We start from the raw sequence: 22,700 nt of genomic DNA, 5'->3' as shown, positions 1-22,700 counted from the left end.
GGGGTGCGGGGCTGCCTCCGCGGACACCGGTTGCGCGTTTGGCTCCCCCTCACCCGGCGCGCTTTGCGCGCCGACCTCTCCCCGCAAGCGGGGAGAGGTGAGAGGAGCTGCGCCCGGAATGATGGAGGAAAGAGGGGCTCCCGCTCTCGTCGGCGCCTGCGACAGCAGCCGAAGCCACAGATATTGCGCGACGTTGGTGTCCTGATATTCGTCGACCAGGATGAACTTGAAACGGTTCTGGTATTGCCGGAGCACGTCGGGATGCTCGCGGAACAACCGGATGTTTTCCAGCAGCAGATCGCCGAAATCGGCGGCGTTGAGGATTTTCAGCCGTTCCTGATAGAGCGCGTAGAGCTTGCCGCCGCGGCCGTTGCCGAACACCGCGGCTTCGCCCGGCGGCACCTGCGAGGGCGTCAGGCCGCGGTTCTTCCAGCCGTCGATCAGGCCGGCCAGCATCCGCGCCGGCCAGCGCTTGTCGTCGATGTTGTCGGCGGCCAAAAGCTGCTTCAGCAGCCGGACCTGGTCGTCGACATCGAGCACTGTGAAATTGGATTTCAGCTGCACCAGCTCGGCGTGGGTGCGCAGGATCCGGCCGCCGATCGAGTGGAAGGTGCCAAGCCACGGCATGCCCTCGACGGCATGGCCCAGCATCTGGCCGAGCCGCAGCTTCATCTCGCGCGCGGCCTTGTTGGTGAAGGTGACCGAGAGGATTTCACCGGGGCGGGCGCGGCCCATGCTGAGGATGTGGGCGATCCGGCAGGTCAGCACCTTGGTCTTGCCGGTGCCGGCCCCGGCCAGCACCAGAACCGGTCCGTCCAGCGTTTCCACCGCCTCGCGCTGCTCGGGATTGAGGCCGGCGAGAAATTGCGGGACCGCGGTCGCCCGCGCGCGCGCGGCAATGCCGCCCGCCGCAGGCTGGTGCGCGGGGACATCATGGTGGGGCAGCTTGTTCGGCTCGGTCATATGCGAATCGTCTTCCGCCCACGATGGCACCGCGGGGCCGTGAAGGGGAGCCTTCTTAGCAGGATTGAAGGGCATATAGGGATTTTGCGGCGGATTTGACAGGCTTTATCCCGTGCCAATACACCGCCGCTTTACGCCTTCCGTGGCGGATTTTGTTCCCCGAGATATACCGGTATCCACTTTTCCGGATCATGCTCTACTTCGAGGGCATCGCGACCTTGCGGCCGATGCCCTCGGGGCGAGGTACCGTACTGTGGGCCTTTGCCAAGGCGTCGATGCGGGCGCGAATGTCCGGCGGAAACGGTGCGGTTTTCCGCACGTTCATGTCCATGTGAAGGGTCATGTTTTCCGACGTGGCGGACAGCCAGCCCTCGGTGGCGTGGCGCAATTCCTTGAAGGTGTGCAACCGCTTGTCATCGGCGGCGACCAGCAGGATCGACACCTGCACGGGATCGCCGAGATGAATCTCCCGCAAATACCGTACGTGGCACTCGGCGGTGAAGGTCGAGCAATTCCGCTCCTTCATGTAGCCGGGCCCGATCCCGATCCGGAGCCACAATTCGTCGATCGCCCGGTCGAACATCACATTGTAATAGGCCATGTTGAGATGGCCGTTGTAGTCGATCCATTGCGGCTCGATCTGCATCACGGAAGCCGGAAATGGCGCGGGCCGCTGCAGGACGTCGTCGCCGGCATCAATCATCGTCATCGCGCATTCCCGTCGGTTCGAACCATGCTCTCTTGACCCCTCATATATCCTTTGCCACGGTCCTCTCAAAGCCGGGAGGAATTTTGCGTGGCGACAACGATAACCAACCATCCGAAGCGGCCGGAGCCGCAGGCACTGAAGGCCAGCATCGACGCGCTGGCCGCACGGTTCGGCAACCGGCTGATCACCTCGCAGGCGGTGCGCGACCAGCACGCCCATACCACGACCTGGCTGGCTTCGCAGCCGCCGGACGCGGTGGTGATGGCGCAGGAAACCGCGGATATCCAGGACGTGGTGCGGATCTGCGCCAAACACGGCGTTCCCGTGATCGCATTCGGCACCGGTACCTCGCTGGAGGGGCAGGTCAACGCGCCGGCCGGCGGGATCTGCATCGACCTGCGCGACATGAACAAGGTGCTTGCCGTCCACGCCGAGGATCTCGACTGCGTGATCGAGCCCGGCGTCACCCGCAAGGCGCTCAACGAGCACCTGCGCGACCAGGGCGTGTTCTTCCCGATCGACCCCGGCGCCGACGCCTCGCTGGGCGGCATGGCGTCGACGCGCGCCTCCGGCACCAACGCGGTGCGCTACGGCACCATGCGCGACAATGTGCTGGCGCTCAAAGTGGTGCGGGGCGATGGCGAGATCATCACCACGGGCACAAGGGCGAAGAAATCCTCGGCCGGCTACGACCTGACCCATCTGTTCGTCGGCGCCGAGGGCACGCTCGGCATCATCAGCGAGCTCACCATCAAGCTGCGCGGCATTCCCGAGACGATCGCTGCGGCGGCGTGCTCGTTCGAGACCGTGCGCGGCGCCTGTCAGGCCACCATTCTGGCGATCCAGACCGGCATTCCCGTCGCGCGCATCGAGCTGCTCAATGCCGAGCAGGTGCGGGCCTGCAATGCCTATTCGAAACTGTCGCTGCCGGAGACGCCGCTGCTGCTGCTCGAATTCCACGGCAGCGAGAACGAGGTCGCCGAGCAATCGAGGAATTTCAGCGAGATCGCGAAAGAATGCGGCGGCGGCGATTTCACCTGGACCACGCGGCCCGAGGACAGGACAAAACTGTGGCAGGCGCGGCACGACGCCTATTGGTCGGTCAAGGCGCTGCGTCCCGGCGCCGGCGTGGTGGCGACCGATGTGTGCGTGCCGATCTCGCGGCTGGCCGACTGCGTCACCGAAACCGAAGAGGATCTCAAGCGCCTCAACCTGCTGTCGCCGATCGTCGGCCATGTCGGCGACGGCAATTTCCACTGCTCGCTGGTGTGCGACGTCGACAATGCGGAAGAGATGGCGCGCGGCGAGGACTTCATGCACCGGCTGGTCGAGCGCGCCCAGGCGATGGGCGGCACCTGCACCGGCGAGCACGGCATCGGGCAGGGCAAGCAGAAATATCTCGAAGCCGAACTCGGGCCGGAGGCGATCGCCGCCATGCGCGCCGTGAAGGCGGCACTCGATCCGCAGAACATTTTCAATCCGGGAAAGATATTGCCGGCGGTGTAGGGCCTCGAGCGTACCACTCACCGTCCGCAAGACTGCCCTGTGCCGATCCAGGCGGGCAGATAGTCAGGGCGCGTCGCGATGCAGTGGTTTGGCAAGAACGAGCGCAAGGAAATCTGGGACGAGGCGATTCAGTGGCCGATCGGCGACATCGAGGCCGCCAAGAAGATACGTGACATCTGCCGCTCCGCGGCCGATAGCGCCGAAAAGGTTCGCGGCCTCGCCGGTCCCCCGGCGAGCCGGAAAGACAAATACCACGCCGAACGATATGAACGCGCGGTCAGGGCCGCGATGGAAATCGCGATGAAGATCTCCGACGAACTGATGCGCGATGCGGCGGTACGCCAGATCGTCGACCTCTGCATGAGCGCGAACAACCTCAAGACAGCGCGCATCCTGTTTCGCGCGATCCAGGCGGTCTCGATCCGGGAAGCCGCGTTCGGCGATCATCCGACGCTGCGGGAGTGAACGCATTCGAAGGCGCGCCATGATCGTGCGGCGACCAATCGGCGCGTCTTCTCCGTAGAATTACGGACTTCGCCGCGCATCCGAGTGATCAATTTTGCTCACACAGCATTGCTCCGGAGACATATTTGTCACCTGCGCCGATAAAGTTTTCGCGTCGAACAATTGGACGCTTTGTCCTTGGTGAAACGCCGAACACGTGTAGCGTTTTTCTGACAGCATCTCGGTTCGAGGCGTCGGTTGGGAACTTGGTCAAGGCGATCTCGGGTTCCCCCACCTCGAATGAGCGACTCGGGGGAATACATGACCAAGGCCTGCCTGACCCGTTCGCATAAACTTTTTCTGGCGGCCCTCGGCCTCACCGCGGCCGTCCCGACTCAGAGCCACGCCCAGGCGCCGCCGCTGGGTACCACCGCGAACTACGCGGTGTTGTCCAATGCCGGCATCACCAATATCGGCAACACGATCATTACCGGAACCGCCGCGCTCCCCGGCGACATCGGCACCGCCACGGCGACCATTACCGGATTCCCTCCGGGATTGGTCACGCCGCCCGGTGTGATTCATCCAATCGGCGATGCGCCGACCATGACGGCGCTCAACTCCCTGGGAATCGCCTACAACAATCTCGCGGCCCGGAATCCCACGGCGAACCTGACGGGGCAGGACCTCGGCGGGCTGACGCTGATCCCCGGCGTCTATAATTTCAGCTCGTCGGCGCAGCTGACCGGGACGCTCAACCTCAATGCGCTCGGCAATCCCAACGCCATATTCATCTTCAACATCGGCAGCTCGCTGACCACCGCCAGCGCCTCGAGCGTGACGTTGCTGAACGGCGCGCAGGGCGGCAACGTGTTCTGGAGGGTCGGCAGTTCCGCGACGCTCGGCACCACCACATCCTTTTCAGGCGACATCCTCGCGCAGGCGAGCATCACGCTGAACACCGGTTCCCGCATCACCTGCGGCGCGGCATGGGCAAGAACCGGCGCGGTGACGCTCGATACCAACACGATTACGGTGTGCGACCTGATCGGAGCCGGGATCGGGCCCGTCGGTGCGCCCCTCATCGCCTCTCTTCTGCTGCCCTCCGCGACAGCCAATCAGGCTGCGGTCGCCAACGCCATCGATGGCTTCGTCGGCAATGGCGGCATGCTGCCATTGGCATTCATCAATCTGTTCAACCTGTCGGCGGGGGATTTGGGAAATGCGCTGACGCAGCTGTCCGGCGAAAACAGCACCGGCGTCGCGCAGGCCGGCACCCAGGCGATGAACTCGTTCCTGTCGCTGGTGACTAATCCATTCGCGGACAATCGCGGCTGGACGCCGGTCAATCCGCCGTCGCGGCCGCCGCTCTACGCCAAGGCCCCGTTCCAAAAGGCGGTAGCTGGCGGCCCCTTCGTCGATCCGCGTCGCTGGAACATCTGGGGCGCCGCTTACGGCGGTCAGACCAACACCAATGGCAATGTCTTCGACGGAAGTCATAATCGGACGGCGCGCAGCTATGGTTTTGCCACCGGCCTCGATTACCGTGTCTCACCTTACACTGTGGTGGGTTTCGCGCTGGCCGGCGGCAACACCAGCTACGGCCTATCCGACGGGCTCGGCGGCGGACATAGCGACATGTTCCAGACGGCGGTCTACAGCATGACGCGGGTTGGCGCGGCCTATGCGTCCGCCGCGCTCGCCTATGGCTGGCATCAGGTCACGACCGACCGGACTTTGACCGTGGCGGGCCTCGATCACCTGACTGCCGGTTTCGCCGCCAACAACATCGGCGGCCGAATCGAAGGCGGTTATCGCTTCGTCATTCCCGGCGTTTACGGCCTGCCGGAATTTGGCTTCACTCCCTATGCCGCCTTCCAGATGCAGGCCTTCCGCACGCCATCCTACGGCGAGGTCGCCGTCTCCGGCTCCTCCATGTTCGCGCTCGATTACCAGGCCCACACCACCACCACGACTCGCACCGAATTGGGCGCCTGGGTCGACCGCTCCATGCTGCTGTACCCGGGTGCGCTGCTATCGCTGCGCGGGCGCGCCGCCTGGGCTCACGACAACTGGTCCGACACCCGCATGACCGCCGGCTTTCAGGCGTTGCCGGGATCGACCTTCACTGTGATCGGCGCCACACCGGTGCGGGATTCATTGCTGGCTTCGGCGGTCGCGGAACTCACCTTCAGGAACGGCGTCTCGGTTGCCGGAAAGTTCGACACCGAGCAGGCGGCGCATTCGCAGACCTATGTCGGCACCGCGCGGCTGCGTTACAGCTGGTAGCGGAGCGGCTATCGCTCTTGACGCCGTCGTTCCGGGATGGTCCGAAGGACCAGACCTCAGGTGCGCAAACGCGCACCGGGGAACCCCGAGCTTCCGGGTTCGATGCTCGCGCATCACCCCGGAATGACGAGTTACCTATGCGGCTTCCCTTCTTCTATGGCTGGGTCATCGTCGTCGTGACGTTCGTCACCATGGCGATCGGCGTCAATGCCCGCACCGCGTTTTCGCTGTTCTTCCCGCCGATCGTGGATGAGTTCGGCTGGGAACGCGGCGTCACCGCGGGCGCCTTCTCGTTCGGCTTTGTCGTTTCCGCCGCGGTCAGCCCGCTGATCGGACGCCTGATGGACAGGTATGGCCCGCGCGGGGTGATGGAGCTCGGTGTCGCGCTGATGGCGGGAGGCCTGCTGCTGGCGCCGCTGACCTCGCAGCCCTGGCATTTGTATCTGACCATCGGCGTCATGGTCGGCGCCGGCAGCGTCTGTCTCGGCTATTCCGGCCAGTCGCTGTTTCTGCCGAACTGGTTCATTCGCCGCCGCGGCCTCGCGATGGGGCTGGCCTTCGCCGGGGTTGGCATCGGCTCCGTCACCCTGCTGCCGTGGGTGCAGCTGATGATCGAGCAGACCGGCTGGCGCACCGCCTGCACCGCGATGGGCATCATGGTCCTGATCGTGCTGGCGCCGATCAACCTGTTGCTGCGCAAGCGGCCCGAGGATATCGGCCTGTTGCCGGACGGCGACGCCGCGCCCACGGCGACGTCCGCAAAACCGGTTTCCAACATCGTCGATCCGGTCTGGGCCGCCACCGACTGGACGCTGCGGCGTGCGCTGCGCACCGCGCGGTTCTGGTGGATCTCATCAGGCTATTTCTGCGGCTTGTACGTCTGGTACGCGGTGCAGGTGCACCAGACCAAATACCTGCTCGACATCGGTTTCAGCCCGACCGTCGGGGTCTGGGCCCTGGGCGTGGTCAGCCTGCTCGGCATTCCCGGCCAGATCTGGCTCGGGCACCTGTCGGACCGGGTGGGACGTGAATGGATCTGGGCGGTGAGCTGCCTCGGCTTTGCGATCTGCTTCGCGGCGCTGATCGCGCTCAAATTCTATCCGACCCTGCTGCTGGTCTACCTGATGATCCTGGCGCAGGGCGCGCTCGGCTATGGTCTCACCTCGATCATGGGGGCGGTGGTGCTGGAGATCTTCCAGGGCAAGCAGTATGGCAGCATTTTTGGCACCATCATGCTGGCCGCTTTGGCGGGCGGCGCTGCAGGCCCGTGGTTCACCGGATTTCTGTACGATCTCACCGGCAATTACACCATCGCCTTCGCGATCGGGATTGCGGTGAGCGTGCTGTCGGCGGTCGCGATCTGGCAGGCGTCGCCGCGCAAGGTGCGCGCCGTCGCCGGCCAAATGCACACGGCGTTCAAGCCGACGTAATTCCCATCGCGCGCTGCAGATCGCTGATGGCGCGCAGGAAACTGTCGGCCGGCGTGGTCTCCGGATCGATCAGGCGGTGCAGGCGAAAGCCGTCCTCCATGGCGAGAACAACCGCACCGGTCCACGCCGGATTCAGCGCCGGATTCCGGCCGCTGTTCTTCGACGTGGTCTCGACGATATCGGCGATCAGTTTGCGCCGGGCGCGCAGCCGCTTGGCTAGTTCGGGCCGGCGCTTTTCGGCGCGCGCCACGAACAGGATCATCTCCATGTGCAGCAGCGGAGAACGACCGAGCGGATCCTGCTGAGTGCGGTCCATGGTCTTCAGCGCGTCGAGGAAATCGGCGAGGTTCTTGTGCCTGGCCAGCAGATTGTGCATGCGCTGAATCGATTGCTCGACGTGATCCTCGAGCATGGCGATGATCAGCTCGTCCTTGCTCTTGAAATTCGAGTAAAACGCCCCGCGGGTAAAGCCGGCCGCGGCGGCGATGGTTTCGATGCTGGCGCCGCCGATGCCCTGTTCCTCGAACACCCGCGCCGCCGCCTCGAACAGCTTCTCGCAGGTATCGTCCCGGGTCGGTCGTGTTCGGACTCTTGACATCGGTCAATTTTACGTCAAAATGCAACTCGATACAACAGTGTATCCAATTTCATATGGTCCGGACGCAACCGGCCCGGCCCCGAGGACGCCAGTCCGCCCGAATGTGCGGACAATTCAGCGCGAAAACGAATTGAGGTCACCATGAACGAGCATGTTCAGACTGCGACCAGCGCGCCGCTGTTCAATCCGCTGGCGCCGGAATTCATTCGCGATCCCTATCCGCATTACGCGCGGCTGCGCACCACCGATCCGATGCACCTGACGCCGCTCGGCATGTACGTCGCGAGCCGTCACGCCGAGGTCAGCCTGGTGATCCGCGACAAGCGCTTCGGCAAGGATTATCCCGACCGCACCAGGCGCCGCTATGGCCCTGACATCATGCAGGAGCCGATGTTCCGCAGCTTCGCCCTCACGATGCTGCAGCAGGATCCGCCTGATCACACCCGCCTGCGCGGGCTGGTGGTGAAGGCGTTCACCGCGCGCCGGGTTGAGGACATGCGCCCGCGCATCCAGCAAATCGTCGACGATACGCTCGACCGCATCATTCCCCAGGGAAAGATGGAGCTGATCGAGGATTTCGCATTCCGTCTGCCGGTCACCATCATTTGCGACATGCTCGGGATCCCCGAGGAGCATCGCGAGATGTTCTATACCGGCTCGCGCAACAGTGGACGTATCCTCGAGCCGGTGCCGCTGTCGCCGGAAGAGATCAAGCAGGGCAATGCCGCCAACGCGATGACCGAGATGTACTTCCACCAGCTGTTCGAGCTGCGGCGGAAGAATCCGGGCGACGATTTGACGACGCAACTGGTGCAGGCCGAGGAAGACGGCAGCAAGCTTTCCAACGAGGAGATGACCGCCAACATCGTGCTTTTGTTCGGCGCCGGGCATGAGACCACCGTCAACCTGATCGGCAACGGTCTTTTGGCGCTGCATCGCCATCCCGACCAGCTGGCCCTGCTCAAGGCCAATCCGGCCCTGATCACCAACGCCATCGAGGAATTCCTGCGTTACGACTCCTCGGTGCAGATGACCGGCCGGGTGGCGCTGGAGGACATCGACGACCTCGGCGGCAAGAAAATCCCGAAGGGCGAAAGCGTGCTGTGCCTGCTGGGATCGGCCAACCGGGATCCGGCGGTCTATCCCGACCGGCCGGACAGCCTCGACATCACCCGGCCGAAGATCCGTCCGCTGTCGTTCGGCGGCGGCATCCATCTCTGCCTCGGCGCCCAGCTGGCGCGGATCGAGGCCGAGGTGGCGATCGCGACCCTGCTGCGGCGGCTGCCCGATCTGAAGCTGGATGACGCCGAGAATCCGGAATGGCGGCCTTCTTTCGTGCTGCGCGGCCTCAAGCAGCTGCCCGCCAGCTGGTAAGGGCGTCGTGACGGCTTCCTGCGCGGAGCCGTCGCAGGCAATGCTGTGACTTCGCCATAGTTGCCTCTATATATGGACTAGCTCCGGCGTTGATTTCAGCGTGCGGCGGGTGGGCCGTTCCGGGCCGCCATCGCGCCGGGGCGTGCCCAAAGGGAGACGCCGTGCAGACGACGCTGCTCGGACTGGCGATTGCCTTTATCATTGCGCTGGTGGCCGCGCTGATCGGCCCGTACTTCATTGACTGGAACCAGTTCCGGCCGCAATTCGAGGCCGAGGCCACCCGGGTGATCGGCGCGCAGGTCCGCTTCGCCGGCAAACTGGATGCGCGCCTGCTGCCGGCGCCGTCGCTGCATTTGCGCTCGGTGGTGGTCGGCGGCGCCAACGATCTCGGCAAGGTGCGCGCCGACAAGCTCGACGTCGAGTTCAGCCTTGGCTCGCTGATGCGCGGCGAATTGCGCGCCACCGAATTGACCGTCAATGGCATGGCGCTCGATCTCGGTCTGGATCCGCAAGGGCGCATCGACTGGCCGGCTTCGACGGGCAAATTCAATCTGGGATCGCTGGCGATCGACCGGCTGAACCTGACCGGCCGCATCGCGCTGCATGATGCGGCAAGCCGCGGCACGCTGGAGCTGAACGATATCGCCTTCAGCGGCGACGTGCGTTCGCTGGCCGGCTCGGTGCGCGGCGACGGCGCCTTTGCGGTGTCCGGGACGCGTTATCCGTTTCGGGTGTCGTCCGGGCAGACCGCCGACGGCAACGGCACCCGCGTCCATCTCAACATCGATCCCGGGGCGCGGGCATTGTCGGCCGATCTCGACGGCGTGCTGTCGTTCGATGGGCGCGCGCCGCGCTTCGAGGGCGCGCTGGTTCTGGCGGCGCCCGCCGGCCTCAAGGCCAGTGGCGATGTTGCCATCACGCCCTGGCGGATCGCCGCCAAGGGCAAGGCCGATCCGTCCGCCGCGCGGCTGGAGCAAATCGAGGCCGCCTACGGCCCGGAAGACAGCGCGCTCAGACTAACCGGCGCCGGCGACATCCGCTTCGGCGCCTCGCCGCTGCTGCGTGCCACGCTGTCGGCGAAGCAGCTCGATGCCGATAAATTCGCCGCCAAGGGAAACGGCGCCGCCGAGCCGGTCCGGTTGTTGCCGGGGTTGCGTTCGCTGATGGCGGCGATCCCGCAGGCCACGCCGATCCCGGCGCAGATCGAGTTCAGCGCCGAGCAGATCATGTTGGGTGGCCGCCCGTTGCAGGGTGTCGCCGCCGCACTGCAGGCCGGCGCCAAGGACTTGAATGCAAAGGCTTGGGCGATCGACCGGCTGGAATTCCGGGCGCCGGGCGCGACCCGCGTGACCTTGAGCGGCTCGAATGCGCAAGCCGGCAGTTTCACCGGCGCGCTCAGCGTCGATTCCTCCGATCCGGATGCGCTGGTGACCTGGCTGCAGGGCCGCACCGAGGTGGTCTATCGCAGCCAGAAGCCGCTGCGGCTGCGCGGCGACCTGACCGTGGCCCCGGATCGCGTGGCGATCGAAGCCATGAAGGCCGAGATCGACGGCGGCGCCGTCGAAGGGCGGGTTGAGGTGTCAACGGCCCCGGGCGGTTCGCGGATCGATGCCGAGCTGAAGGCGGAACGTCTCGATCTCGATGCCGCAACGGCGCTGGCGCGTTCGCTGGCGGGGCCGCAGGCCAAATGGCCTGACGAGGCGCGGCTCACGCTCGATATCGGCCGCGCCATATCGGCCGGTCAGGAACTGCGCCCGCTGTTGGCGAAGGTCGGCTACGGACCGAAATCGTTCGCGCTGGAGCAGTTGAAGATCGGTCAGGCCAGCCAGGTGATGCTGGAAGGCGCGGGGAGTTTCGATCGCGTCAATACGTCGGGAAAACTGACGCTGAATTCGAGCGCGGCGTCGCTCGGCCAGATCACCGCCCTGATCGCGCCGCTGGCGCCGGCGCTGGCGGCGCGGATCAATGCGATGGGAGCAGGTCCCGGCCCGGCGCGGCTCAAGCTGTCGCTCGATCTGGACAAGACCGCGCAGCAGGCTGACCGCGCCAATGCGCGCGCCGTGTTCGACCTCGATGCGCCCCAGCTCAAGGGCGTGGTCACGATCGTGGCAAAGCCCGTCATCACAGCGCTCCACGGCATCGATCTGGCGGCGCTCGGGCGCAGCGAGTTCAGTCTTGAATCCAGGATGTCATCGGGGCAGGGCCGCCCCTTGCTGGCGGCGCTGGGGCTCGATCGCGCGGTCGCGGCGGGCGACGGCCCGGCGCAATTCGAAGGCTCGGTGACTGGCGTGTGGCGCGCGCCGCTGCGGCTGAAAGTGAAGATGTCGGGAACCGGCCTGGACGCCGAGGCGGAAGGCACGGCCGAGCCGTGGGCGGCCGAGCCGAAGGCCAGCGTCAATCTGAAGGTTCGCAGCGCCGATCTCGGGCCGCTGCTGGATCTCAAAGCGTCGGATACGCTGGCGCGGAATATCGGCCTGTCGGCGCGCGTTTCGCTCGCGGGCAACCGGCTGGCCTTCGACGATCTGGACAGCACGATAGCGGGCTCGCGGCTGCGCGGCCGCTTGGCGCTGGTCCTCGGCGACGAAAAGAACGTCGAGGGCGAGATCGGCCTCGATACGCTCGATCTCGCGCCGGCATTTGCGCTCGCCATTGGCGCCGCTGGGCACGACGCCGCCGAGCCGCTCGGTTCCGGGTTCTCGAAAGGCTGGCGCGGCCGCGTCGCGTTTCAGGCGCTGCGCGGCGCGCTTCCGGGCGGCGGCGAATTGCGCCCGGTCAGCGGAGTCCTCAAGGGGGACGGCCAGTCGGTGAGCTTCGAAGCCATCACCGGCAGCATCGGCGGCGGCGAGGCGAGCACCAATATCGATGTCAGGCAGACCGGCAATGGCATTGCCTTGAATGCGCGGGTTCAACTCAGCGGCGTCGATGGCGCGGCGCTGCGCTATCGCGGGCTGAAGATGCCGGCGGGCCGCGCCTCGATGCAGATGACGCTGGCAAGCCAGGGCCGCAGCGCGTCGGCGCTGACGGGGGCGCTGTCCGGCAGCGGAACGGTGACGCTTGAATCCGCAGCCATTGCCGGGCTCGATCCGCGCGCCTTCGACGCCGCGATCCGCGCCAGCGACGGCGGACAGGCGACCGACGACATCAAGCTGCGGCAGATCGTCGAGCGGGTGCTGTCGGCAGGCTCCCTGTCGGTCAAGTCGGCGCAGATTCCGTTCAGCATCGGGGACGGCCGGATCCGCATCGGGGCCACCACGCTGGATGCCGAGGGCGCGCGCGCCGTCGTATCGGGCGGATACGATATTCCCGCCGACCAGGCCGACATCCGCGCCAGCCTCGCTTCGACGGCGGTCGGATCGGCCAGCAGCCGCCCGGAGGTTCAGCTGTTCGCCGCGGGCCCGCCCGACGCGCTCGATCGCACGATCGATGTGGCGGCGCTGTCGTCATGGCTGGCGGTGCGGGCGATCGACCGCGAAACAAGACGGCTCGATGCGATCGAGCGCGGCGAGCCGCCGCCGCCATTTTCTGCCTCGCTGCCACCGGCGACCACGGCGCCGTCGGGGACGCCGGACGCGGTACTGCCGGGCCTGCCAACTTCCGAGGTGCCGATTCCCGGCCGCGATCCGCGCCGGCCTCCGCCTCCGCCGAAGCCCAAGGCCGCCATTCCGCGTCCCCCGGCGGCGCCGCCGGCTCCCGGTGCGGCAACCCCCAGTGCAGCAGCTCCTGCCGCGGCAGCTCCCCCTGCGCCGGTCGCGAGCCAGCAGGCGGCACCGCTGCCGCCGCCGATCGAGGTCAGGCCGGCGCCCGGTTCCGCTGTGGCGCGGCCGCCGAAGCTGCGGCCGCCGCTGGTGCTGACGCCGCCTCAATGACCGGCGTCCGCGCGGACATCTGGTTTCCCGACGGCCCATCGGCCTCGTACGTGATCAAGTGGCTGGCTTCAGTGCTGCTTTCATGCCGACTGCCATGAACAGCGCCGCCAATACTGAAAAGACCGCGCCGGCGAGGAAGGTCGCCGTCGGTCCGAACGCTTGCCATAACCAGCCGGCCAGCACGCTGGCGATCAGCAGCGCCAGGCCGGTGACCAGATTGAACAGGCCGAAGGCGGTGCCGCGCAGGTCTTCAGGGGCGGTATCGGCAACCAGCGCCGCAAGCAGCCCCTGAGAGAGTCCGAGATAGAGACCCCAGAGACCGACGCCGATGAATACCGCGACAAGGCCCGGAACGAAGGCCAGCGTGAGATCGGCGATCAACAAGGCGCCAAGTCCGCACAGCAGCAGTTTTCCCCGGCCTATCCTGTCGGAAAGTATGCCGGCCGGCGTTGCGGTCAGGGCATAGACGATGTTCATCCACACGAACACCAGCGGGATCAGGGCCAATGCCAGGCCTTCGGCTTGCGCCTTCAGCACGAGGAAGGCCTGGCTGAAGCGCGCCAGCGTGAATACCATGCCGATCGCAACGACCATCCAGAAGGCCGGGGACAGGTGCGCCAGTTCCTGCTTGCGGATCGGCCAGCCACGCTTCGCCGTTGCCTTGACGCCGTCCGGCTCCTGCACGCCGGCGACGAGCAGCAGCACCGCGAGGACGGCGGGAACCGCCGCCCACCAGAACACGGCGCGGAAGTCGTTGGCGTAGAGCACCATCAGCGCCATCGCCAGGAGGGGGCCGGCAAATCCTCCCACCGTATCCAGCGCCTGTCGGATGCCATAGCCGGCGCCGCGGATCGCAGGCGGCGTAATGTCGGCGATCAGCGCGTCGCGCGGCGCATCGCGGATGCCCTTGCCGATGCGGTCGACGAAACGCGCGGCCAGAATTTCCCCGGCCGTACTCGCGAGCGGGAATACCGGCTTGGTGAGGGCGGCGAGTCCATAGCCGATGCCGACCAGCAGCTTGCGTTTGCCGATGCGGTCGGAAAGGGCACCGGAGAAAACCTTGGCGACCGCAGCGGTAGCCTCGGCCACGCCCTCGATCAGGCCGACGATCGTCGTACTGGCGCCGACCACGGTCACGAGAAATATGGGTAACAGACTGTGAATGAGTTCGGACGAGACGTCCATCAGCAGGGAGACAAGACCGAGCGCCCAGACGCTTTTCGGCACGTCGCGCCATGTCACGGTCGATGTTCTTGCGGTCTCGGAACTCATCAGAAAGAAATAGCGGGCCGCCGGGTGCCGATCTTGCGTTGGGTCAACCCGTTGCCGCCGCGGGTTTGGCTGGAGCGGAACTGGCCGAAAGCGTCGGGAAACGGACTGCGAGAAGGAGATGTGCCGGCATTGGCCGGAAATATACCAAATTCGGCGGTCCCGACCGCAGCCCGAAGCCGCGTTTAGGCGCAGGAGATCAACGACTTCCCGGCAATTTGAGCGAATTTTTAGAGATAATACTTCTTTGCCAGCTTTACGGAAAACTCGGGTTTGCCCGCTAGAGTTCCACCGTGCGCAGATTTGCGCAGATTGGTTGCGATCCAGGGTTTGAAGAAAATGAGTGCGGCAAAATCGTTTCTTACGGATCTCGACCAAGCGGTGTCGCGGGGGACCGCCGAGAGCCGCACCCGGGCGCTGTGGCATACCACCGACCTGATGATCACCGGCCGCTACAGCGAGGATGAAATCTGGACCTTCGGCGAGGTCATCGGACGGCTCGCGGACGAGATCGAAGTGGCGGCCCGCGCCCAGCTGGCGCGGCGGCTGGCCCGCTTCGACAAGGCCCCGGTCAATATCATCCACAAACTCGCCTTCGACGATTCGATCGAGGTCGCCGGCCCGATCCTGCAGGAGTCCGACAAGCTCGAGCCTTACGCGCTGGTCGCCAACGTCTGCACCAAGGGCCAGACCCATCTGCTCGCGATCTCGAAACGGGAACAGCTCGAAGAGACCGTCACGGACGTGCTGGTGACCCGCGGCGACCAGGAGGTCGTGAACTCCGTCGCCACCAACAGCGGCGCGCGCTTCTCGGATTTCGGCTTCCTGCACATGATCCAGCGGGCCGAAGGCGATTCCATTCTCGCCGAGCAGCTCGGTCTGCGCGAGGACATCCCCCGGCATATCTTCCAGCAGCTGATCGCCAAGGCGTCCGACGACGTCAGAAAGCGGCTGGAGCAGGAGCGGCCGGCCATGGTCGACCAGATCAAGTCCACGATGTCCGACGTCGCGGGCGAGCTGCAATCGAAGTTCGGCCCGGTATCGCGAAGCTATTTTGTCGCCAAGCGTCTGGTGACGGCGCAGCATCGCCAGGGCAATTTGAACGAGAACAGCATCTCGCTGTACGCCAGGTCGCACAAGCTGGAAGAGGTCACGATCGGACTATCCCTGCTGTGTTCATTGCCGGGCGACGTGATCGAGCGCGCCATGCTGGACAAGAACCGGGAAACCCTGCTGATCCTGGCCAAGGCCCTCGACTTCTCGTGGGCGACCACGATGGCGCTGCTGTTTCTCGGCGCCAAGGATCACCGCATCACCGCCAACGAGTTGAGGGCGCTGGAAGGCGAATTTGGCCGCCTCAACCTCAAGACATCGCGCAGCGTTCTGGAATTCTATCAGTCCCGCAAGAGCGCAGGGGATGGCGATGCCGGCCCGAAGCGGCAGCCGGCGGTTGCCGTGCGATGAGCTGGCGATCCGAAACAGGCTGGGGAAATCGGTGATGAGCGCACTCTCATTCGGCACAGCTTCACGGGAACGCCTCGGCGCTGCTTCCGGTGAGCCGAAGCCCGACGCGTCCTCGGTGGATATGGCCTGGCTCGTTCTCGAAGCCGCCAACGATCTCGGCGACCACGAGACCGTCGAGGCATGCCGCCGGGTGATCGATGCGAGCCTGAACGGCAGGCTTGCTCCGCCATCCGACGTTCACCTCATCGTCGATTATTTCAGGTGATGTGAGTTCGGCTTAGCCAGCTTGCCATGCCGGCGCCGCGGGTTTGCGAATCCCCGGCGATGATGCATCATCAATCATGGACTCACTCGCGGCCGTATTTCGTGAGGTCGGCGCTCCCCTCTCGATCGAGCGCATCATGCTGGATCCTCCGGGACCCAGCGAGGTGCTGGTGCGCGTTGCCGCCGTGGGCCTGTGCCGCACCGATTATCATGTCATGCGCGGCGAGCGCCGGGTCGCGATGCGGCCGATGGTGCTTGGCCACGAGGCCGCGGGCGTCGTCGAAAAAACCGGCGACGCGGTCGGCGGCATCCAGCCCGGCGATCACGTCGTTCTGACCTTCATCCCCGGCTGCGGAAAGTGCCACTGGTGCCGGCGCGGTCTGCATCATCTGTGCGCCGAGGGCGCGCGCATCACGCAGGGACCGCAACTCGACGGCAGTTACCGCCGGCGTGACCGCGACGGCGTCGCGGTTGGCGCCTTCTGCATGATCGGCGCCTTTGCCGAACGCGCCGTCGTCGATCAGGCGTCCGTCGTCGTGATCGGCAAGGACATCCCGTTCGATCTTGCCAGTCTCGTCGCCTGCGGCGTGCCGGCCGGCGTCGGCGCCGCGCGGCAGCGGGCGCGGGTGCAGCCTGGCGAAAGCGTGCTGGTGGTGGGCTGCGGCGGCGACGGCATGAACGTGGTCCAGGGCGCGCGGCTGTGCGGCGCCGCCAGGATCATCGCCGCCGATATCGTGCCGGCCAAGCTCGACTGGGCGCGCGGGTTCGGCGCAACGCATGGCGTCAACGCGGAAGGCGATGCGCTGATTCGCGCGGTGCACGAGCTGACGGATGGAATCGGCGTCGATCATGCCTTTGTCTGCATCGATCCACCCTCGACATTGCTGCCGGCGTTCCGCGCCACCGCCAGGGGCGGCAACGTCGTGGTCACGGCGCTGACGCCGGACACCGTGACGGAAATCAGGATTCCGCCACTGGAGCTGTTCGTCAGCCAGAAGGCCATCATGGGCGCGGTGTATGGCTTTGCCAGTCCGCGCCTGCAAATTCCCGAACTGCTGACGCTATACCGCAAGGGTGACCTGAAGCTGCGCGAACTGATCACGCGCACCTACCGTCTCGACGACATCAACCGCGGCTATGCCGACCTCGAGGCGGGCAAAAACCTGCGCGGGGTCGTGGTGTTCGACGGCTGAACGACGCGCGAAGCAGGCGGTGAACGGGGTTCGTCGGAGCCTGATTTTCAGTTCCACGCTGATTGATCGCTTCAACGATCGGGGGCTCACCGATCCCCGGGAATCGACTTCGCGTCCTTGGCAATTTCCGCAGCCAACAGCTTCAGCAACTCAGCGTGCCGGACCTTATCGTCCGCCACATTGGTCTCGGCGAGCAATCGTCGATAATGCTCAAGGTTTTGCTGATGCACGAAACGCTCCATCTTACCTCCGAGGGGTGAATGGGCGGGAACGACACCATGCGCCGTTGCTGGGAGGCTGTCGAGCGTTCGTTCGATTCCGTTGGTACCGGTTCCAGAATCGGGCATCTCAGCATGACATGCGAATAGCCCACCCGCCAATTGATCGGTAGCAGATATGGACCGTGTCCTTCGGCCTCAGTTCAGCAATCTCTCGTACTGCGCATTGACGGCTTCGTAACACTCGCAGGAGGCGTCTTTCAGACTTTCGAGATTGGTGACTTCGATGTGTCCCCTGGCGTATTTGATGATTCCGGCTTGCTGCAGGGCATGAGCAACGGTAGACACGCTGTTTCGTTGCACGCCGATCATCTGAGCAAGGAAGCCCTGAGTCAGGTGCAATGAATCATTACCAGCCAGGTCGTGCATGCGCAGCAACCAACGTGCCAGGCGGCTCTCGGCCGAATGCATGGCGTTGCAAGCGGCCGACTGTTGCGCCTGCGCAACCAGCGCCTGCTCGTGTCGAATTAAGATGGTGCGGAACGCAATGCTCTGCTCGGCGGCGGCCCGCAGGACGACGAATCGCTCCCGAAAGGCGCAGAGACCATCATGATCGTCGAGGACGATCCCTTCGTTCGTTCCTATGCCGTCATGCGACTGGAGAGTCTGGGCTATGCGGTGATTGCCGCCGTCGACGGCGCCGATGCGTTACAGAAACTCAGAGCCGATACTCACATCGATATTCTGTTCACCGACATCGTGATGCCAGGTGGCATCAATGGGTGGGAACTCGCCGACCTTGCGAGGCAGCTGCGGCCTGGATTGCCGGTCCTCCTCACCTCCGGTTACGCATTGGAAACCCTGGCCAAGCATGGCCGGCTGCGCGCCGGTGCGATCGTCCTTACCAAGTCCTATCGCAAGGCGGATCTCGCCCGCCGCCTGCGAGAGGTCGTCAGTGTATCTCAACTCTTGTCACGGTCCCTCGCGGAGACCGCTGCCGTGTCGGTGACAGTGGCCGAAAGACAAGGCCCGAGTTAACGAATGAAGCGATGTGAAACTCAGCCGGCACCGAGCGCGACGGCGATATTGTAGGTCGCAAAACTCGCGGCATAAGCCAGCGCGAACATGTAGCCGAAGGTGACCCACATCCAGGTCCAGCTTCCGGTCTCGCGCCGGATCACCGCCAGCGTCGAGGCGCATTGCGGCGCGAAAATGTACCAGGCCAGCAGCGACAGCGCGGTCGCCAGGCTCCATTTCGTCGCCAGCAGCTGTCCGATCTGCTCGGCCGCTTCCTTGCCGCCCTCGATGGCATAGACGGTGCCGAGCGCCGCGACGGCGACTTCGCGCGCCGCCATGCCCGGGATCAGCGCCACCGCGATCTGCCAGTTGAAGCCGACCGGGGCCAGCAGCGGCTCCAATGCCTTGCCGATCATGGCGGCGAGGCTGTAGTTGATGGCGGGGTCCGTCGCGCCGGCCGGCGGCTGTGGGAACGACGCCAGAAACCAGATCAGGACCATCATCGAGAAGATCGTGGTTCCCGCCCGCTGCAGGAACATCATGGCCCGCGTGTAGATGCCGATCGCGATGCTGCGCGGGCGCGGCATCTTGTAGTCGGGCAATTCCAGCATGAACGGCGCCGGGGCATAGTCGCGCCACATGAAGAATTTGATCAGGAACGATACGCCGAGCGCGCTGGCAATGCCCGTGGCGTAGAGGCCGAACATGACCAGGCCCTGTAAACTGACAAAACCCCACACCTGTCTGGCGGGGATGAAGGCGGAAATGATCAGGGTGTAGACCGGGATCCGCGCCGAACAGGTCATCAGTGGCGCGATCAGGATGGTGGTGAGGCGGTCGCGGCGGTTGTCGATCACCCGTGTCGCCATGATGCCGGGGATGGCGCAGGCGAAACTCGACAGCAGTGGAATGAAGGCGCGGCCGTGCAGGCCGGCGCCGCCCATGATGCGGTCCATCAGGAACGCCGCGCGCGCCATGTAGCCGAAATCTTCCAGCAGCAGGATGAACAGGAAGATGATGATGATCTGCGGCAGGAACACGATGACGCTGCCGACGCCGGAGATCACGCCGTTCTGCAGGAAGCTCCGCACGAGGCCCGCGGGCAGGGCGTCGTGAACCAGTTGCCCGAGGGCGCCGAAGGCCGAGGCCAGCAGCTCCATCAACGGCGCCGCCCAGGCGAATACCGCCTGGAACATCACGAACAGGATCAGCGCCAGGATCGCGAGCCCCGCCACCGGGTGCAGCACCACGGCGTCGATCCGCGCGGTCCAGGTGTCGGGCCTGGTCGGCAGGCTGATGGTCGCCGCGATGATGCGGTCGGCTTCGCGCTGGGTGGCACGCAATTGCGCGACCGTGAGCGGCTGCCACAGGTTCGGCTGGGCGGGGTGCGGGGCTTGCACCGTGATGAGTTCGTCGGTCCGGCGCAATAGCTCTGATGTGCCGCCCTTGCGCACCGCGATCGAGGTGACGACGGGAACGCCGAGTGCCTCGGACAGCCGCGGCACGTCCACGGTGACGCCTCGGCGCGTGGCGATGTCGAACATGTTGAGCACCAGCATCAGCGGCCGGCCGGTGCTCTTGAGCTCGAGCAGGAGACGGATCGTCAGGCGCAGATTGGTGGAATCGGCGACGCACAGCACGAGATCGGGCAGCGCCTCGCCGGGGGTGCGGCCGAGCACGATATCGCGGGTGATTTCTTCATCGGGGCTGCGGCCGCGCAGCGAATAGGTGCCGGGCAGATCGACCAGCGATACCTGACGCCCCCGTGGCGTGACGAACGAGCCTTCCTTGCGTTCCACCGTGACGCCCGGATAGTTCGCGACCTTCTGGCGGCTGCCGGTCAGCGCATTGAACAGCGAGGTCTTGCCGCTGTTCGGCGTGCCGACCAGGGCGAGATGCAGCAGCGGAGCTTCCATGAATCGAGATCCGGTCGCGTCAGGCGACGATAATGGCCATGGCCTCGCGCCGGCGCACCGCGATCGTGACATTCTCGACGCGGACCGCGATCGGATCGCGGCCGACGATGCCCTCATGCAGCACTTCGACTCGCGCGCCTTCGACGAAGCCGAGTTCGATCAGCCGGCTTTCGAGTTCATCGGCCGACAGCGCAGAGCCGGCATTGCCGGCGGCGAGGTGCTGGATCACGCCCGAATAGCCGCGCTTGGCCAGCCCCAAGGGAATCCCCGAGGGAGCGTCCAAGGGGATCCCGGAGGGCGATTGCGGATGAGCGCCGTTCCGTTCAGTCATGGCTTGTACTTCCAAGCGGTGGCGGGCCGGTCAAGGCTGACGACCATCATGCGGCTGCACCTTAGAGCGATTGTAAACAACTGACGCGCCCTCGGATCGATGCGGTCCCCTGCAATCCTTAAACGCCGCCAAAACGAGCCCGTATTGATCCAGCGCAATTATTCTCCGGCCCCGAAATTTCCGGGGCAATGCCTCGGGAATTCCTTGGGAATTCCTTGGGCAAGACGGGGTTTACAACGACGGCTGGAGGGATCGCCAAACGGACACGCAGGAGGCCCGCATGACGAGATCAGCGATCAGGCTGGTGATGCTGAGCATGTTTCTGGCGGCACCGTTCGCCGTGCCCCCCGTCGCTCCGGCGCTTGCCGCCGGCGGCGGTGGCGATCCGCCTCCGTCGGCGACCCCGCCGCCGCCGGACACCCGGCCCGCGCCCGCCGGCCGTAGCACTCAAAAACCCAAGAAGAAGCCCAGCAAGCAGTCCAGTGTAGAGGAACCCGGATTTGCCGCGGGTTACCGCGCGGCCCATGCGACGATCTACGACCGCAACGACTATGCCGCGGCCATCGCGCAGCTCAAGGCGCTGGGCCATGACGACCACGCCAGCGTCGCCAATCTGATCGGCTATTCCTATCGCAAGCTCGGCGATTACCGGCTCTCGCAGATCTGGTACGAGCGCGCGCTGAAAGCCAACCCGAACCATGTGCTGACCTGGCAGTATTACGGCCTGTGGCAGATCGAGCAGGGCAACCGCGAAGGTGCGCAATATCATCTGAGCCGGATCGCGGCGATCTGCGGCACCGGCTGCGACGAGTATCGTTCGTTGGCCGCGGCGCTCGAAAAGCCGCCGGGCACCGGCCTCGTGTACTGAATTCAGCAATGTAGCCTTGCGGGCACGGGTTCGGCTTCGCCGGCGCGCTCGGCGAAATCGGCCTGCCGCAAAACGCCATCCCGCTGGCGCTGTTCTTCTTCAACGTCGGCGTCGAACTCGGACAGCTGATGTTCGTCGCTGCATTCGCAGTCGCGGCACGGCTGATGGCCCGTATGCGCATGGTGTGGCCGCGCTGGATCGAACTGGCGCCGGCCTATGCGATCGGCAGCGTCGCGATGTTCTGGGTGCTGCAGCGCGTCGCTGCGCTCTAGCCAGACTGGACTAACCCTGCGGCTTCGAATCCAGCCCGGCGGCCATGGCGCGGCTGCGAAAGTAATCCAGCACGAACAGGCGAATGGCCGACGACAGATTGCCCTGCTGGCGGTTGGAGTCGATCTCGCCCACCAATTCGGACAGCGTCATGTCGCGCAGGCCCGAGATTTCCTTCATGCCGTTCCAGAACGCCTCTTCGAGGCTGACGCTGGTCTTGTGGCCGGCGACCACGATCGAGCGCTTGACGACCGGCGACTTCATGATGCGTCCTCGCCGTCAATGCGGTGCTGATCCAGCAAATTGTTCGCACGGGTCTCGCGTTGTTGGTCCAGCGCGCGTTCGGATTTGGTTCGGCCGAATCGCGTGCGGTTGGCGTCGGCCTGCTTGGCCGACGCGACGCGCTCGGTGCGCTTCTTGAACCGCTTCAGGTTGACCACGTCCCCCATGCCTGTCTCCGTCATCCAAATATCGAAGGACAAGAAAAGTACTTGCGAAGGCATGAGTGGTCGCTGCGCACCTTGGCTGGCTCGGCGCTATGCGCCTTGGCTGGCTCGGTCGTCATCCCAGGAAATCCCCGTCAGTGCCTTTTGATAGCATCAAAAAATGCGTTTCGCTCTGCGAAAACCAAATATTCTTGAGCTCTACCATGAGCCCGATCAATGACGGTAGCGGATCAGTCTAAGTCTTTAGCTATTATGATCTATAACG

21 protein-coding genes and 1 pseudogene are annotated in these 22,700 nt (G+C 65.1%); 12 read left to right on the top strand and 10 right to left on the bottom strand.

The window, feature by feature from the left end; translation table 11 throughout:
• Positions 1-963: ATP-dependent helicase (locus Q7T45_RS03420; RefSeq protein ID WP_304867658.1), on the bottom strand; the 963-nt coding region annotated here is incomplete at its 3' end.
• Between the two features lie 196 nt (positions 964-1,159).
• A complete protein-coding gene (locus tag Q7T45_RS03415) occupies positions 1,160-1,672 on the bottom strand; it encodes a thioesterase family protein (protein ID WP_304745731.1) in 513 nt (170 codons plus the stop codon).
• An 87-nt stretch (positions 1,673-1,759) separates the two neighbouring features.
• Between Q7T45_RS03415 and Q7T45_RS03410 the strand changes: the two genes are divergently transcribed.
• The 4 genes from Q7T45_RS03410 (at position 1,760) to Q7T45_RS03395 (ending at position 7,341) form a co-directional block, all read left to right on the top strand.
• Positions 1,760-3,178 (top strand): FAD-binding oxidoreductase, encoded by a 1,419-nt coding sequence (locus Q7T45_RS03410; protein ID WP_304867656.1) that lies wholly within the window; start codon positions 1,760-1,762, stop codon positions 3,176-3,178.
• Between the two features lie 78 nt (positions 3,179-3,256).
• On the top strand, positions 3,257-3,643 hold the full coding sequence (locus Q7T45_RS03405; protein WP_304867654.1) for a hypothetical protein: 387 nt from the start codon (positions 3,257-3,259) through the stop codon (positions 3,641-3,643).
• Positions 3,644-3,943: 300 nt separating this feature from the next.
• Entirely contained in the window at positions 3,944-5,911 is a 1,968-nt protein-coding gene (locus Q7T45_RS03400) for an ice-binding family protein (protein ID WP_304867651.1), read from the top strand.
• 137 nt (positions 5,912-6,048) lie between these two features.
• Positions 6,049-7,341 carry an MFS transporter gene (locus Q7T45_RS03395; protein WP_304867649.1) on the top strand — a complete coding sequence of 431 codons (1,293 nt, stop codon included), beginning with the start codon at positions 6,049-6,051 and terminating at the stop codon, positions 7,339-7,341.
• Here Q7T45_RS03395 and Q7T45_RS03390 read toward each other — a convergent pair.
• On the bottom strand, positions 7,328-7,939 hold the full coding sequence (locus Q7T45_RS03390) for a TetR/AcrR family transcriptional regulator (protein WP_304867647.1): 612 nt from the start codon (positions 7,937-7,939) through the stop codon (positions 7,328-7,330). The genes Q7T45_RS03395 and Q7T45_RS03390 overlap by 14 nt on opposite strands.
• A gap of 141 nt (positions 7,940-8,080) precedes the next feature.
• On the opposite strand from Q7T45_RS03390, the gene Q7T45_RS03385 reads away from it, so the two are divergent.
• Positions 8,081-9,313: a cytochrome P450 gene (locus tag Q7T45_RS03385; RefSeq protein ID WP_304867646.1), complete on the top strand. Its 1,233-nt coding sequence runs from the start codon at positions 8,081-8,083 to the stop codon at positions 9,311-9,313.
• 161 nt (positions 9,314-9,474) lie between these two features.
• Complete coding sequence (locus Q7T45_RS03380; RefSeq protein WP_304867644.1) at positions 9,475-13,179, top strand: AsmA-like C-terminal region-containing protein; 3,705 nt, start codon at positions 9,475-9,477, stop codon at positions 13,177-13,179.
• Positions 13,180-13,233: 54 nt separating this feature from the next.
• Here the strand turns inward: Q7T45_RS03380 and Q7T45_RS03375 are convergent, their stop codons facing one another.
• Positions 13,234-14,451 carry an MFS transporter gene (locus tag Q7T45_RS03375; protein WP_304867642.1) on the bottom strand — a complete coding sequence of 406 codons (1,218 nt, stop codon included), beginning with the start codon at positions 14,449-14,451 and terminating at the stop codon, positions 13,234-13,236.
• A 336-nt stretch (positions 14,452-14,787) separates the two neighbouring features.
• Here Q7T45_RS03375 and Q7T45_RS03370 point away from each other — a divergent pair, with 336 nt between their 5' ends.
• The 3 genes from Q7T45_RS03370 (at position 14,788) to Q7T45_RS03360 (ending at position 17,369) form a co-directional block, all read left to right on the top strand.
• Positions 14,788-15,912, top strand: a complete 1,125-nt coding sequence (locus Q7T45_RS03370) for a DUF2336 domain-containing protein (protein WP_304867639.1) — start codon at positions 14,788-14,790, stop codon at positions 15,910-15,912.
• A gap of 34 nt (positions 15,913-15,946) precedes the next feature.
• Complete coding sequence (locus Q7T45_RS03365) at positions 15,947-16,177, top strand: hypothetical protein (protein ID WP_304867637.1); 231 nt, start codon at positions 15,947-15,949, stop codon at positions 16,175-16,177.
• Positions 16,178-16,253: 76 nt separating this feature from the next.
• Positions 16,254-17,369 (top strand): Zn-dependent alcohol dehydrogenase, encoded by a 1,116-nt coding sequence (locus Q7T45_RS03360; RefSeq protein WP_304867635.1) that lies wholly within the window; start codon positions 16,254-16,256, stop codon positions 17,367-17,369.
• An 86-nt stretch (positions 17,370-17,455) separates the two neighbouring features.
• On the opposite strand, the gene Q7T45_RS03355 is transcribed toward Q7T45_RS03360, so the two are convergent.
• Both Q7T45_RS03355 and Q7T45_RS03350 read right to left on the bottom strand, forming a co-directional pair.
• On the bottom strand, positions 17,456-17,611 hold the full coding sequence (locus Q7T45_RS03355) for a hypothetical protein (RefSeq protein WP_304867633.1): 156 nt from the start codon (positions 17,609-17,611) through the stop codon (positions 17,456-17,458).
• A gap of 174 nt (positions 17,612-17,785) precedes the next feature.
• A complete protein-coding gene (locus Q7T45_RS03350; protein WP_304867629.1) occupies positions 17,786-18,058 on the bottom strand; it encodes a Crp/Fnr family transcriptional regulator in 273 nt (90 codons plus the stop codon).
• A gap of 138 nt (positions 18,059-18,196) precedes the next feature.
• Between Q7T45_RS03350 and Q7T45_RS03345 the strand changes: the two genes are divergently transcribed.
• A complete protein-coding gene (locus Q7T45_RS03345; RefSeq protein ID WP_370691199.1) occupies positions 18,197-18,625 on the top strand; it encodes a response regulator in 429 nt (142 codons plus the stop codon).
• A gap of 20 nt (positions 18,626-18,645) precedes the next feature.
• Here the strand turns inward: Q7T45_RS03345 and Q7T45_RS03340 are convergent, their stop codons facing one another.
• Together Q7T45_RS03340 and Q7T45_RS03335 are read right to left on the bottom strand one after the other, a co-directional pair.
• Positions 18,646-20,520, bottom strand: a complete 1,875-nt coding sequence (locus Q7T45_RS03340) for a ferrous iron transporter B (protein WP_304867626.1) — start codon at positions 20,518-20,520, stop codon at positions 18,646-18,648.
• A 19-nt stretch (positions 20,521-20,539) separates the two neighbouring features.
• A complete protein-coding gene (locus Q7T45_RS03335; protein WP_304867622.1) occupies positions 20,540-20,851 on the bottom strand; it encodes a FeoA family protein in 312 nt (103 codons plus the stop codon).
• 280 nt (positions 20,852-21,131) lie between these two features.
• On the opposite strand from Q7T45_RS03335, the gene Q7T45_RS03330 reads away from it, so the two are divergent.
• Together Q7T45_RS03330 and Q7T45_RS03325 are read left to right on the top strand one after the other, a co-directional pair.
• On the top strand, positions 21,132-21,719 hold the full coding sequence (locus tag Q7T45_RS03330; RefSeq protein ID WP_304867619.1) for a lipopolysaccharide assembly protein LapB: 588 nt from the start codon (positions 21,132-21,134) through the stop codon (positions 21,717-21,719).
• Between the two features lie 23 nt (positions 21,720-21,742).
• A pseudogene (locus tag Q7T45_RS03325) lies at positions 21,743-21,991 on the top strand (HupE/UreJ family protein); the annotation flags it as partial.
• A gap of 10 nt (positions 21,992-22,001) precedes the next feature.
• On the opposite strand, the gene Q7T45_RS03320 reads toward Q7T45_RS03325, so the two are convergent.
• Complete coding sequence (locus Q7T45_RS03320) at positions 22,002-22,253, bottom strand: ribbon-helix-helix domain-containing protein (protein WP_304867617.1); 252 nt, start codon at positions 22,251-22,253, stop codon at positions 22,002-22,004.
• Complete coding sequence (locus Q7T45_RS03315; RefSeq protein WP_304745780.1) at positions 22,250-22,438, bottom strand: DUF4169 family protein; 189 nt, start codon at positions 22,436-22,438, stop codon at positions 22,250-22,252. The genes Q7T45_RS03320 and Q7T45_RS03315 overlap by 4 nt, the downstream gene beginning before the upstream one ends.
• Between the last annotated feature and the right edge of the window lie 262 nt (positions 22,439-22,700).

The organism is Bradyrhizobium sp. (assembly GCF_030646015.1).
GTDB lineage: Bacteria > Pseudomonadota > Alphaproteobacteria > Rhizobiales > Xanthobacteraceae > Bradyrhizobium.
This window is presented reverse-complemented; position numbering and strand designations above follow the sequence as displayed.